The organism is Pseudomonas sp. RW407, assembly GCF_003176655.1.
Classification (GTDB): Bacteria; Pseudomonadota; Gammaproteobacteria; order Pseudomonadales; family Pseudomonadaceae; genus Pseudomonas; species Pseudomonas delhiensis.
The window spans coordinates 1,149,046-1,161,818 of sequence record NZ_QGSL01000107.1 but is presented as its reverse complement, the minus strand read 5'-3'; the positions used below and the strand labels follow the sequence as shown (position 1 = coordinate 1,161,818).

The window sequence follows — 12,773 nt, the reverse complement described above, 5'->3', positions numbered from 1 at the left end:
CCCCCGGACGGCCCCCGCGATGGCTCCCTCGGCATTGGCTCACTAAAGGAAGCAGGCAATGAATAACCTCCACCGTGAACTCGCCCCCATCTCCGACAAGGCCTGGGCCCAGATCGACGAAGAGGCCACGCGCACCCTCAAGCGCCACCTCGCGGCCCGGCGCGTGGTCGACGTGCCGCCGCCGGGCGGCCTGGCCCTGTCCGCGGTGGGCACCGGCCACCTGCATTCGCTGCAGGCGCCCGGCGACGGCATCCAGGCCGCCCAGCGCGATGCCCGGGCGATCGTCGAGCTGCGCGTGCCCTTCGAGCTGAGCCGCCAGGCCATCGACGACGTGGAGCGCGGCTCGGACGATTCGGACTGGGACCCGCTGAAGGCGGCCGCCCGCAAGCTCGCCTTCGCCGAGGACCGCGCGGTCTTCGATGGCTACGCCGCGGCCGGCATCCAGGGCATCCGCGAGGCCAGCAGCAACGCCGGCGTGGTGCTGCCGGCCAACGTGCGCGGCTACCCCGGCGCCGTGGCGCAGGCGCTGAGCCAGCTGCGCCTGGCCGGCGTCAACGGCCCCTACGCCCTGGTGCTGGGCGCGGACGCCTATACGGCGGCGAGCGGCGGCAGCGACGAGGGCTACCCGGTCTTCCACCACATGGAGCAGCAACTTGACGGCGGTATCATCTGGGCCCCCGCCCTGGAAGGCGGGTTCGTGCTCAGCACGCGCGGCGGGGACTTCGAGCTGGATATCGGCCAGGACATCTCCATCGGCTATGCCAGCCACACCGCGACGAGCGTGGAGCTGTACTTCCTGGAGACCTTCACCTTCCGCGTGCTCACCACCGAGGCCAGCGTGGTGCTGACGCCCGGCAAGAAATGATCCGGCCGATGGCTGATCGCGGACGGAGTCCTCCTGCGGGTTCCCGCGAACGCGGGAGCCCAATGGACAACCCCATGCCCACCTCCGGCCTCAACTGTAGGAGCGGGCCCTGCCCGCGATTCGCGCGCAAGGCGCGCTCCTACAAGGGTACGGCGCCTGGGCAACCCGTAGGAGCGGACTCCGTCCGCGATTGCCCCCAGCCGCGCGAATCCTCAGGTGTCGGTGTTCCGGCCGGCGGCGGATAACCGCGAACGGTTATGCGCCCTACGTGCCTTCCGGGACCCGTAGGGCGCATAACGCCTACGGCGTTATCCGCCGTTGCCCTCCCCGGCTAGCTGAGGATCCAGGACTCCACCACGTCCTCGCCGTAGGCGTCCTTCCAGCCCAGCAGCGTCTTGTGGTCGCGGTTGTTGGTCCGCACCGTCTCGCCGGTATGCGGGTTGCGGTACACCTTGCGGGCGCGGATCTTCTGGTATTTCGCGCCCTTGGCCTGGTGGCCGTTGGCGATCCAGTCGACGTCGGTCTCGAGGATCTCGATGACGTCCTCCAGGCTCTTGTCGTACTCGCCCATCAGCTCGCGGAGCGATTCCACGAACGCCTGGTCGGCGTGGTCGGCATCCTGCTCGTGGGCGTCGTCGTCACGGATGGCATCTTTGTCGTCTTTCATCGCAAGGCTCCGTTATCGGTATCTGTCCGGGCCGGCATGGGCGGCCCGCTGGAATTCGGAAAAAAGCGTCCCCGCGCCGGGGGTGGCCGCGCTCGGGCGCGGCCACCGCCAGCTGTCGTATGGCTCGTAGGGAGTTAGTGGTAGGCGTCTGCGGCGGTGACCTTGCCGCGGAACACGTGGTAGCTCCAGAAGGTGTACATGAGGATGATCGGGATGATGAACAGCGCGCCGATCAGGGCGAACAGCTGGCTGGACGGTGGCGAAGCGGCCTGCCAGAGATCGATGGCCGGCGGGATGATCTTCGGCCAGATGCTCACCGCCAGGGCGAGGTAGCCGAGGAACATCAGTACCAGCACGCTGATGAACGGCAGGTGCGAATGGCGCTTGCGCAGGTTCGACTGGATCAGGCACATCGACGCCACCGCCAGGGCAGCGATCACCGCGAAGAGCACCCAGTGGCGCCCGGAGAACCACAGCTGGGCGATGTTCGGGTGCAGCCAGGCGGTCCAGGCGCAGATCACCACGATCACCGCCGCCAGCAGGTAGGTCAGCGGCCGACTGTAGTGGCGCATGCGCGACTCCAGCATGCCCTCGGTCTTCACCAGCAGCCAGGTGCTGCCCAGCAGCGCGTAGGCCAGCACCAGGCCCACCCCGCAGAACAGCGGGAACGGCGACAGCCAGTCCAGCGGGCTGCCGGCGAACTGCCGGTCCACCACCGGGATGCCGTCGATGTAGGTGCCGATGGCCACGCCCTGGAAGAAGGTCGCCAGGAAGGAGCCGGCGATGAACGCCTTGTCCCAGATGTGGCGCTTCTGCGGCTTGGCCTTGAAGCGGAACTCGAAGGCCACGCCACGGAAGATCAGCCCGGCCAGCACCAGCACCAGCGGCAGGTACAGCGCCTCCAGGATCACCGAATAGGCCAGCGGGAAGGCGCCGTAGAGCGCGGCGGCGCCCAGCACGGCCCAGGTCTCGTTGCCGTCCCACACCGGGGCGACGGTGTTCATCATCACGTCGCGTTCACTGGAGTCGGACACCAGCGGGAAGAGAATCCCCAGCCCCAGGTCGAAGCCGTCCATGATCACGTACATCATCAGCCCGAAGGCGATGATCACGCCCCAGATGACCGACAGGTCGATGCCTTGAATACCCATGTTTCAACCTCCCCTCAGCCGGCAACCGACATAGGTCTGCGGACGCTGGAGTGCCCGGCGGGCTCGCTCACCAGCGGATCGTTGTCGTGGTGCAGGCCCGGGCCCTTGCGCACCAGGCGCATCATGTAGCCCAGGCCGACGGTGAACACCGAGAAGTAGATGACCACGAACAGCGCCAGGGTCAGGCTCATCTGCGCGACGTTGTGGTTGGACACCGCCTGGCTGGTGCGCAGCATCCCGTAGACCACCCAGGGCTGGCGGCCCATCTCGGTGGTGAACCAGCCGGCCAGCAGCGCGATCAGCCCCGAGGGACCCATCGCCAGCACCAGGCTCAGGAAGGCGCGGTTGCGGTACAGCGCGCCACCGCGGCGCAGCACCAGGGCGGCCAGGGCGCAGAGGATCATCAGCATCCCCAGCCCGGCCATCAGGCGGAAGCTCCAGAAGATCACCGCGGAGTTCGGCCGGTCCTGCGGGGCGAAGCTCTTCAGCGCCGGGATCTGCTTGTCCAGGCTGTGGGTCAGGATCAGGCTGCCCAGGTACGGCACCTCCAGGCTGTAGCGGGTCCGCTCGGCCTGCATGTCCGGGATGCCGAAGAGGATCAGCGGCGTCGGCTCGCCCGGCCTGTTCTCCCAGTGCCCCTCGATGGCGGCGATCTTCGCCGGCTGGTGCTCCAGGGTGTTCAGGCCGTGGGCGTCGCCCACCAGCACCTGCAGCGGCGCCACGCCCAGGACCATCCACATGGCCATCGACAGCATGGTCCGCGTGGCCGGGTTGTCGCGCCCGCGCAGCAGGTGCCAGGCGGCCGAGGCGCCGACGAAGAAGGCGGTGGACAGGTAGGCGGCCAGCGCCATGTGCACCAGGCGGTAGGGGAAGGACGGGTTGAAGACGATCTTCAGCCAGTCCAGCGGCACGATGCGCCCGTCGACGATGTCGATGCCCTGGGGCGTCTGCATCCAGCTGTTGGACGAGAGGATCCAGAACATCGAGATCATGGTGCCGATGGCCACCATCACCGTGGCGAAGAAGTGCAGGCGGCGCCCCACCCTATCCCAGCCGAACAGCATCACGCCGAGGAAGCCGGCCTCCAGGAAGAACGCCGTCAGTACCTCATAGGTCAGCAGCGGCCCGGTGATGCTGCCGGCGTAGTCGGAAAAGCGCGCCCAGTTGGTACCGAACTGGTAGGCCATGACCAGGCCGGAGACCACGCCCATGCCGAAGTTCACCGCGAATATCTTCGACCAGAACTTGTAGAGGTCCTTGTAGACCGGGTTGCCGGACTTCAGCCAGAGCCCTTCGAGCACGGCCAGGAAACTCGCCAGGCCAATGGTGATGGCCGGGAAGATGATATGGAAAGAGACCGTGAACGCGAATTGAATCCGCGCCAGGTCCAACGCCTGTATGTTCAACATGGCGAAACCCTTATTGATCGCTCATTGAGTGACGGCAGGCCCCAATCGCCTGCCGTATGGGAGTCCGTCTCAGGCGACAGTCGAATGGATCAGGCTGTCTTCCCGGGCTTTCTCGATCCTGATCGCGATGAACTTGGAAGTCGGCGTGAAGGTGCGGTCGCCATAGCTTTCCAGCGGTACCAGCGGATTGGTTTCCGGGTAATAGGCCGCCGCCTGCCCCGCCGGCAGGTCGTAGGCCACCAGCTGGAAGCCGCTGACGCGACGCTCGATGCCGTCTTCCCACAGCGATACCAGGTCGACCTTGTCGCCCGGGGCGAAGCCCAGGCGGCGGATGTCCCGCTCGTTGGCGAAGACCACCTCGCGCAGGCCGAACACCCCGCGGTAGCGGTCGTCCAGGCCGTACAGGGTGGTGTTGTACTGGTCGTGGGAACGCAGCGTCTGGAGGATCAGGTCGGGCCGCTCGCCGCGCGCCAGCACCGCCTGGTTGACCAGCTCCTGCGGCAGTTCGCTGGGGGTGAAGCGGGCCTTGCCGCTGGTGGTCTTCCAGACCCGCTCGGCCGCGTCGTTGCCCAGGTGGAAGCCGCCGGGGTGCTGCAGCCGGGCGTTGAAGTCGGCGAAGCCGGGGATGACGTCGGCGATCAGGTCGCGGATGTGCCCGTAGTCGGCGATGGCCCAGTCCCAGTCGATCGGCTGGTTGCCCAGGGTGGCCTTGGCGATGCCGGCGATGATCGCCGGCTCCGAGCGCAGGTGCGGCGAGCGCGGCTTCAGCTGGCCGTGGGAGATGTGCACCATGCTGAAGGTGTCTTCCACGGTGACGCCCTGGGGCCCGTCGGCCTGCAGGTCGACCTCGGTGCGGCCCAGGCACGGCAGGATCAGCGCGTCGCGGCCGGTGACCAGGTGCGAACGGTTGAGCTTGGTGGCGATGTGCACGGTCAGCTCGCAGTTGCGCAGCGCGGCGTGGGTGCGCGGGGTGTCCGGGGTGGCCTGGGCGAAGTTGCCGCCCAGGGCCAGGAACACCTTGGCGCGCCTGGCTTCCATGGCCTGGATGGCCAGCACGGCGTTGTCGCCGTGGCCACGCGGCACCTTGAACTTGAAGCGTTTCTCCAGGGCGTCCAGCAGCCAGGTCGGCGGCTTCTCGTCGATGCCCATGGTGCGGTCGCCCTGCACGTTGCTGTGGCCACGCACCGGCGACAGGCCGGCGCCGGGCTTGCCGACGTTGCCGCGCAGCAGTTGCAGGTTGACCACCTCCTGGATGGTCGGCACCGAGTGGCGGTGCTGCGTCAGGCCCATGGCCCAGCACATGATCACCCGCTCGGCGCGGCGGTACATGCGCGCCGCCAGCTCCAGCTCGGCCATGCTCAGGCCGGATTGGCCGACGATGTGCTCCCAGGGGGTGGCGTCCACCGCCGCCAGGTAGGCGTCCAGGCCGCTGGTGTGCTCGCGGATGAAGGCATGGTCGAACACCGGCGGCTCGCCGTTGGCCTGGGCCTCGCGTTCCCACTGCAGGAGGAACTTGGCCATGCCGCGGAACATCGCCATGTCGCCGCCCAGGGCCGGGCGGAAGTAGGCGGTGTTGGTCGGCTCCGAGCCGTTGCTCAGCATCTCCAGGGGGTGCTGCGGGTGCTGGAAGCGTTCCAGGCCGCGCTCCTTCAGCGGGTTGATGCAGATCACCTGGGCGCCGCGGTGCACGGCCTCGCGCAGCGGTTCGAGCATGCGCGGGTGGTTGGTGCCGGGGTTCTGGCCGATGACGAAGATGGCATCGGCCTTCTCCAGGTCGTCGAAGACCACGGTGCCCTTGCCCACCCCGAGGGTTTCCGCCATGCCCAGGCCGCTGGCCTCGTGGCACATGTTCGAGCAGTCGGGGAAGTTGTTGGTGCCGAAGGCGCGGACGAACAGCTGGTAGAGGAAGGCCGCCTCGTTGCTGGCCCGGCCGGAGGTGTAGAACTCCGCTTCGTCCGGCGACTTCAGCGCCTTCAGGTGCCTGGCGACCAGGGCGAAGGCCTCCTCCCAGGTGGTTTCCACGTAGTGGTCGGTGGCCGCGTCGTAGCGCATGGGGTGGGTGAGCCGGCCCTGGTATTCGAGCCAGTAGTCGCTCTGCCCGGCCAGCGCGCTGACGCTGTACTTGGCGAAGAAGTCGGGGTCGACGGAGCGCCCGGTGGACTCCCAGTTGACCGCCTTGGCGCCGTTCTCGCAGAACTTCACCAGGCCGTTCTCGGGGGACTCGCCCCAGGCGCAACCGGGGCAGTCGAAGCCGCTGTTCTGGTTGGTCTTGAGCATCGCCCGCAGGTTCTTGACGGCGTTCTCGCTGCCCAGCCAACTCTTGGTCACGCTCTTGAGCGCGCCCCAGCCGGCGGCCGGCGCGGTATAGCTCCTTATGTGTTCGTCTTGGCTCATTCAGGCATTCCTCGATTACACGCAGAGAATGAAAGTTCTCAGGCAGAAAAAGGCGACACTACGGGCGTACCGATATCGAACTCCGGACGAGCAACTACTGCGGGCGAAACTTCTTCTTCGCCGCGAATTGAAGTTGCATTCGGGTTCATCTTCCAAAGCCTTGGCCTGGAAACCGGAGAGACATTGGCTCGCCTTGTGATCTCAGGCTATTGAGAACCAAGCATTGCGTCCAATCGAAATAAATTACGCCCTGATCAGAACCGTCTATCAGTCCTCCCGCTCCCGATCCAGAGCGCTTTCCAGAATAATGGAGCCACTTGATAGAGCGTTCTTATCAACCGGTAATCAAAAGCAATTTGACGCTCCAATAGTGGCTGGCTAGCCTCATTCCGAAGATCGCCAGGTTATTGATTGAAACATCAATGCATGCGTGCAAAGAGCAATGAGCGATCAACTCGAGAGGCAACTCTGAATTGAACAACACCACTGGCGAACTCATCGACGGTTTCAATCGCAAGATCGATTACTTGCGCATGTCGGTGACCGACCGCTGCGACTTCCGCTGCGTGTACTGCATGGCCGAGAACATGCAGTTCCTGCCCCGCCAGCGCATCCTCACCCTCGACGAGCTGTACCGCGTGGCGGAGCGCTTCGTCGCCCTGGGCACGCGCAAGATCCGCCTCACCGGCGGCGAGCCCCTGGTGCGCCAGGGCATCGTCGAGCTGTGCGCGCGCATCGCTGCCCTCCCCGGCCTGCGCGAGCTGTGTATGACCAGCAACGGCTCGCAGCTGCAGCGCCTGGCGCAACCGCTGCACGACGCCGGCCTTGCACGGCTGAACATCAGCCTCGACAGCCTGGATGCGCAGCGCTTCAAGGCGCTCACCCGCACCGGCGACCTCGACCAGGTGATCGCCGGCATCGACGCCGCGCGCCGCGCGGGCTTTCGCCACACCAAGCTCAACTGCGTGGTGCTCAAGGGCCGCAACGACCACGAGGTGGTCGACCTGGTGCGTTTCGCCATCGACCGCCAGCTGGACATTTCCTTCATCGAGGAAATGCCCCTGGGCGTCATCAGCGAGCACCAGCGCGGCGAGTCCTATTGCTCCAGCGACGAGGTGCGCGAACGCATCGGCGAGAAGTTCAGCCTCATCGAATCCGCCGAGTCCACCCAGGGCCCGTCCCGCTACTGCCGCCTGGCCGAGGCGCCGGACATCCGCATCGGCTTCATCTCGCCGCACAGCCACAACTTCTGCGGCAGCTGCAACCGCGTGCGCCTGACCGTCGAGGGCCGCCTGCTGCTGTGCCTGGGCAACGAACATTCGGCCGACCTCAAGCAGGTGCTGCGCGGCCACCCCGGCGACGCCGAGCGGCTGGACCGGGCGATCCGCCAGGCCATGCGCCTGAAGCCCCAGCGCCACCACTTCGAGGTCGGCGGCGAGGTGCAGATCCTCCGCTTCATGAACATGACCGGCGGCTAGCCGCCCCCGCGGGAACCCCCATGATCGTCCAACCGCAACCCGACATGCTGCGCGTGCTGTTCACGCTCAAGGGCTCCATCGCCAAGCGCATCGCCTTCCGCAGCCTGATGGTCACCCTCCTGGCGGCGCTGATCGTGCTGGTGGAGGAACACCACCCGGCGTTCTTCGCCCGGGTCAACGCCACGCCCTTCACCCTGCTGGGGCTGTCGCTGTCGATCTTCATGAGCTTCCGCAACAACGCCTGCTACGACCGCTGGTGGGAGGGCCGCAAGACCTGGGGCTCGATCGTCATCGAGATGCGCTCGTTCATCCGCGAGAGCGTCGTCATCACGGACCAGGCGCTGCGCGAGAAGCTGCTGCGCGCGCTCTGCGGCTACGCCCACGCGCTCAATGCACGGCTGCGCAACGAGGACGAGCTGAAGGCCGCCCGCCCCTGGCTCGCCAGCGACACGCCCATCACCGCGCACAACGTCACCGACGGCATCCTGCAGCACGTCGGCAGCGTCTGCTCGCAGCTGGCCGAGGAGAAGCGCATCAGCGAATGGCGCTACCTGACCCTGGAGCAGCGCCTGGGCGCCTTCACCGATGCCCAGGGCATCTGCGAGCGCATCAAGGCGACGCCGATCCCCTTCCCCTACACGCTGCTGCTGCACCGCACCATCTACATCTTCTGCATCCTGCTGCCCTTCGCCATGGCCGAGCCGCTGGGCTGGATGGCGCCCATCTTCACCACCATCGTCAGCTACACCTTCTTCGGCCTGGACGCCATCAGCAACGAGCTGGAAGACCCCTTCGGCCGCGAGGAGAACGACCTGCCCACCGACGCCATGGTCCGCATCATCGAGCGCGACGTCCTCGGCGCCCTGGGCTACCGGGACCTGCCGCCGCCCCTGCAGCCGGTCGACTACGTCCTCAGTTGAGCGCGCCGAGCCGGGCGCGGTACGCCGAGGGCGGCATGCCCTCCCAGCGCTTGAAGGCGCGGCGGAAGTTGGCCAGGTCGGTGTAGCCCAGGGTGTAGGCGATCTCCTCGATGCTCAGGTGGCCGGCCTTCAGGTGCTCGATGGCCAGGGTGCGGCGCACGTCCTCGAGGATCAGCCTGAACGAAGTGCCCTCTTCCAGCAGGTGCCGGTGCAGGGTGCGCGGGGTCATGTGGAACAGGCGCGCGGTGACCTTCAGGCTGGGGAAGCCGTTCTGCTTCTCCAGCATCGTCCGCCGTACCCGGGCGCCCATGGTCGCGGTCTCGCCCAGCCTCGCCAGCTCCCGCCGGCATATCGCCTCGGCCTCGCGGAAGGCCGCGGGGTCGGCCAGCTTCAGCGGCTGGTCGATGGCCGCCAGGTCCAGGCTGAAGCCCGCCCAGCGCTGCCCATAGGCCACCGGGCAGCGGAACAGCTCCTCGGCCAGCGCGGCGTAGGGCTGCACCGCGAAAGGCAGCCGGACCTGGCGTAGCGGGCAACTGCCCAGGGTCATCGCCTCGAAGATGTTGCTGACCGCCAGCATCACCGCCTCCAGCACCGTGCGCTCGATGTCGCCGAGGGCGTAGCCGGGCAGGAAGCGGACATGCACCTGCCCGGCCTGTTCATCGCACTCGTAGCTCAGGCTGACCAGCGTGGTGCGCAGGGCCAGGTAGCGCTGCAGCAGCTCCAGGGCCTGGCGCAGCGTGCCGCTCTGCATCGCCGCGTAGCCCAGTATGCCGTGGGTGTTGGCCACCAGGCGCTCGCCGATCAGCAGCCCCAGCGCCGGTTCGGCCGTCAGCGCGATGGCGTCGCGCAGCAGCTGCTGGAACTGCGGGAAGCCGAGCTGGAAGCCCGCCTCGTCGAGCTGGCGCTCGCTCAGGCCGCTGCGGGCGAACCACGCCTGCGGGTCCTTCTGCATGGCCCGCAGCTGCTCGGCGATCTGCCGCAGGTAGGGCATTGGCAACACGAAGTCCGACAAGGGCTCGACCTCACAGGGTTCCAGGGGCGCGAAGATGTCAACAAATGACCCCTGGAATGTCAATCGGGAACCTCTCCGCCGTCCGCCGCCGCCCCTAGCATCGAAGCGTCCCAACCCACAACGATTAGAACGGAGGACGCATGTTTGCCTTTCTGAGCCGAAACCGTGCGGCGAACGCCTCGATCAACGGCGCCAGCATCCGCGTCGAGCCTGGCGAGACCCTGCTGCAGGCCGCCTTGCGCCAGGGCATCGACTTCCCCCACAGCTGCCGCGTCGGCGGTTGCGCCACCTGCAAGTGCCGGCTGGTGCAGGGCAAGGTCAGGGAACTGACCGAGACCGGCTACATCCTCTCCGCGCAGGAACTCGACCAGGGCTACATCCTGGCCTGCCAGAGCGTGCCGCGCGGCGACGTGAGCATCGAGTTCGACGGCGCGCAGCAGGATACCCGCCAGGTCCGCGGCAAGGTGGTGGCGCAGGACAGGCTGACCCACGACATAACCCGCCTGACCCTCCAGCTCGAAACGAGCCTGCCCTACAAGGCCGGGCAGTACGCCGAGCTCAGCCTGGACTGCCTGCCTGGCCACGCCCGGAGCTTCTCCTTCGCCTCCCCGCCCCGGGCCGACGCCAAGGTCAGCTTCTTCATCCGCAAGGTGCCCGGCGGCCAGCTCACCGGGCTGGTCGACAGCCGCCCGCTGCTCGGCCAGGGCGCGAGCCTCAAGGGCCCGCTGGGCCAGTTCCAGCTGCGCCCGGCCGAGGCCCCGCTGCTGCTGGTGGCCGGCGGCAGCGGCCTGGCGCCACTGCTGGCCATCCTGCAGGACGCGCTCGCCAGCGGCGTGCGGCGCCCGGTCACCCTGCTGTTCGGCGCCCGGCAGGCGCACGACCTCTACGCCCTGGAGGACATCCATGCCCTGGCCCGCCAGTGGCCCGGCCCCTTCCATTTCGTCCCGGTGCTGTCCGAAGTGGACCATCAGGCCCCCTGGGACGGCGCGCGGGGCCTGGTCACCGAGCAGATCCCGGTGCTGCTGCAGGCCGGCAGCCACGCCTACCTGTGCGGGCCGCCGGGGATGATCGACAGCGCCAGCGCCCTGCTGGAACGGCACGGCGTCGCCCGCGAGAACATCCATGCCGACCGCTTCACGCTGCAACAGGCTCCGTGCGCAACCACGGAAAGTGCCATCCAGTAAAAAGTGCCATCCCATAACAAGAGAGACGCCCATGAACGCGCTGCACTACCTCAAGTACTTCCTCTTCCACGCCGTCGGCCTGTTCTCGGCCGCCGCCCTGCTCGCCGGCGGCCCCTGGATCACTTACGGCCTGGTCGCCGTGCTGACTCTCTACGTGATCGGCGACCTGGTCTGCGGTGACGACACCACCACGCCCGAGTTCAGGCACCCGGGCATCCTCACCTTCCAGCTGTGGCTGGCATTGCCGCTGCTGTGCTTCATCGTCTTCGCGGCGCTCTGGGGCGTCAGCGACGGCGACTTCCTCGGCTTCGGCGCCGCCCTGGGCCAGGCGACGGGCTACGACCTGCTCGGTGCCCGGGCCGCCACCGGCATCGGCCAGCACGTCGCGGCGTGGATCCTCACCGGCCTGATGATCGGCACCATCGGCACCATCACCGCCCACGAGCTGACGCACCGCACCTGGGACCCGGTCTCCATGCTCATCGGCCGCTGGCTGCTGGCGTTCAGCTTCGACACCCTCTTCGCCATCGAGCACGTCTACGGCCACCACCGCTACGTCTCCACCACCGAGGACCCCGCCACCGCGCCCCGCGGCCGCAACGTCTACGCCCACGTGCTGATCTCGACCCTCAGGGGCAACCTCAGCGCCTGGCACATCGAGAAGCAGCGCCTGGCGCGCAAGGGCTACTGGCTGCTCGGCTGGCGCAACGCGGTCCTGCGCGGCCACGGGATGAGCCTGCTGCTGGTGGCCGCCGCCTACGCCATCGGCCAGTGGCCCGCCGCGCTCTTCTTCATCGCCTGCGGGCTGTGGGGCAAGGCCCTGCTGGAGATCGTCAACTACATGGAGCACTACGGCATGGTGCGCAACCCGGCCACCCCCGTGCAGCCGCGGCATTCCTGGAACACCAACAGGCGCATCAGCTCCTGGACCATGTTCAACCTGACCCGCCACTCCCATCACCACGCCCAGGGCGAAGTCCCCTACCAGGACCTGAAACCCTTCCCCGACGCGCCCATGATGATCGGCGGCTACCTGACGACCATCATCGTCGCCATGCTGCCGCCGCTCTGGCACAAGCTGATGACGCCCAAGGTGCTGGCCTGGGACCGCGAACATGCCAGTGCCGAGGAACGCCAGTTGGCCGCCGCCGCCAATGCCCGCAGTGGTATTCCGGGGTTGGTGAAGTATTCGAGCTATCCATCCCGTTCCTGATGGCAGTTACGGGCAAGTTCGGATGTTCCGCCTGGAAATGAAAGAGAACACTCCCGGAATATTCGCCTGTAACTTGCACCTCACTCTTCGCCGAGGGGCGGTTGACGCCCGCCCCTCGGCGTTCGGGCACTTCTGAAATGCATATTTGAAACTTCCATTGACTGCGGCTCTTTTCGAAAAGCAATAACCTTTCGCTTGTTCAACCAGGAAAATTCATACCTGGCAAGATCAGTTTCGAGTATCCGCTAATGCACTTCGCCTTTTGCTCCTCACAAAAGTGAAATATCGCTTGACACTTTTGCTGCAGTTTGGCGTCATGTCACCCGCCTTACGTAGCAAGAAGAAGCGCACCTGTTTCCATCCACGCCATATTCATGGCGTTTTTTACAAGTGTCGCTATATAAAAAAGTAAATAACGGAATAAAACACTTTCTGCTCGGAGTCAGGCACAACACACAAGCCGTTATTAGGAGCATTCAC

The 12,773-nt window shown here is 66.7% G+C and carries 10 protein-coding genes; 5 read left to right on the top strand and 5 right to left on the bottom strand.

Features of this window, described 5'->3' with window-relative positions:
- The first annotated feature begins 58 nt into the window (after positions 1 to 58).
- Entirely contained in the window at positions 59 to 865 is an 807-nt protein-coding gene (locus tag DK254_RS29415; RefSeq protein ID WP_109936654.1) for a family 1 encapsulin nanocompartment shell protein, read from the top strand.
- A gap of 331 nt (positions 866 to 1,196) precedes the next feature.
- Here DK254_RS29415 and DK254_RS29410 read toward each other — a convergent pair whose 3' ends face one another.
- From DK254_RS29410 to DK254_RS29395, 4 genes are all read right to left on the bottom strand, one after another.
- On the bottom strand, positions 1,197 to 1,532 hold the full coding sequence (locus DK254_RS29410) for a histone-like nucleoid-structuring protein, MvaT/MvaU family (protein WP_109936653.1): 336 nt from the start codon (positions 1,530 to 1,532) through the stop codon (positions 1,197 to 1,199).
- 134 nt (positions 1,533 to 1,666) lie between these two features.
- Entirely contained in the window at positions 1,667 to 2,683 is a 1,017-nt protein-coding gene (gene cydB, locus DK254_RS29405; protein ID WP_109936652.1) for a cytochrome d ubiquinol oxidase subunit II, read from the bottom strand.
- A gap of 14 nt (positions 2,684 to 2,697) precedes the next feature.
- Positions 2,698 to 4,092, bottom strand: coding sequence for a cytochrome ubiquinol oxidase subunit I (locus DK254_RS29400; RefSeq protein WP_109936651.1), 1,395 nt, complete (start codon positions 4,090 to 4,092; stop codon positions 2,698 to 2,700).
- A 69-nt stretch (positions 4,093 to 4,161) separates the two neighbouring features.
- Complete coding sequence (locus tag DK254_RS29395; RefSeq protein WP_109936650.1) at positions 4,162 to 6,486, bottom strand: FdhF/YdeP family oxidoreductase; 2,325 nt, start codon at positions 6,484 to 6,486, stop codon at positions 4,162 to 4,164.
- 473 nt (positions 6,487 to 6,959) lie between these two features.
- On the opposite strand from DK254_RS29395, the gene moaA reads away from it, so the two are divergent.
- Together moaA and DK254_RS29385 are read left to right on the top strand one after the other, a co-directional pair.
- A complete protein-coding gene (gene moaA, locus DK254_RS29390; protein ID WP_109936649.1) occupies positions 6,960 to 7,964 on the top strand; it encodes a GTP 3',8-cyclase MoaA in 1,005 nt (334 codons plus the stop codon).
- 20 nt (positions 7,965 to 7,984) lie between these two features.
- The gene (locus DK254_RS29385; protein WP_109936648.1) at positions 7,985 to 8,884 is read left to right on the top strand and encodes a bestrophin family protein; all 900 of its coding nucleotides are present in this window, start codon (positions 7,985 to 7,987) and stop codon (positions 8,882 to 8,884) included.
- Here the strand turns inward: DK254_RS29385 and DK254_RS29380 are convergent.
- A complete protein-coding gene (locus tag DK254_RS29380; RefSeq protein WP_177412119.1) occupies positions 8,877 to 9,896 on the bottom strand; it encodes an AraC family transcriptional regulator in 1,020 nt (339 codons plus the stop codon). The two genes, DK254_RS29385 and DK254_RS29380, sit on opposite strands and share 8 nt — an antisense overlap.
- Before the next feature lie 140 nt (positions 9,897 to 10,036).
- Here DK254_RS29380 and DK254_RS29375 point away from each other — a divergent pair, with 140 nt between their 5' ends.
- Positions 10,037 to 11,080: a 2Fe-2S iron-sulfur cluster binding domain-containing protein gene (locus DK254_RS29375; protein ID WP_109936646.1), complete on the top strand. Its 1,044-nt coding sequence runs from the start codon at positions 10,037 to 10,039 to the stop codon at positions 11,078 to 11,080.
- 31 nt (positions 11,081 to 11,111) lie between these two features.
- Positions 11,112 to 12,293 (top strand): alkane 1-monooxygenase, encoded by a 1,182-nt coding sequence (locus tag DK254_RS29370; protein WP_109936645.1) that lies wholly within the window; start codon positions 11,112 to 11,114, stop codon positions 12,291 to 12,293.
- The last annotated feature ends 480 nt before the right edge of the window (positions 12,294 to 12,773 follow it).

What these genes read in the sequence shown, in the direction of transcription:
- DK254_RS29415 (WP_109936654.1), top strand. Translation starts at nt 59, where the DNA reads ATGAATAACCTCCACCGTGAACTCGCCCCCATCTCCGACAAGGCCTGG.
- DK254_RS29410 (WP_109936653.1), bottom strand. Translation starts at nt 1,532, where the DNA reads ATGAAAGACGACAAAGATGCCATCCGTGACGACGACGCCCACGAGCAG.
- cydB (WP_109936652.1), bottom strand. Translation starts at nt 2,683, where the DNA reads ATGGGTATTCAAGGCATCGACCTGTCGGTCATCTGGGGCGTGATCATC.
- DK254_RS29400 (WP_109936651.1), bottom strand. Translation starts at nt 4,092, where the DNA reads ATGTTGAACATACAGGCGTTGGACCTGGCGCGGATTCAATTCGCGTTC.
- DK254_RS29395 (WP_109936650.1), bottom strand. Translation starts at nt 6,486, where the DNA reads ATGAGCCAAGACGAACACATAAGGAGCTATACCGCGCCGGCCGCCGGC.
- DK254_RS29385 (WP_109936648.1), top strand. Translation starts at nt 7,985, where the DNA reads ATGATCGTCCAACCGCAACCCGACATGCTGCGCGTGCTGTTCACGCTC.
- DK254_RS29375 (WP_109936646.1), top strand. Translation starts at nt 10,037, where the DNA reads ATGTTTGCCTTTCTGAGCCGAAACCGTGCGGCGAACGCCTCGATCAAC.
- DK254_RS29370 (WP_109936645.1), top strand. Translation starts at nt 11,112, where the DNA reads ATGAACGCGCTGCACTACCTCAAGTACTTCCTCTTCCACGCCGTCGGC.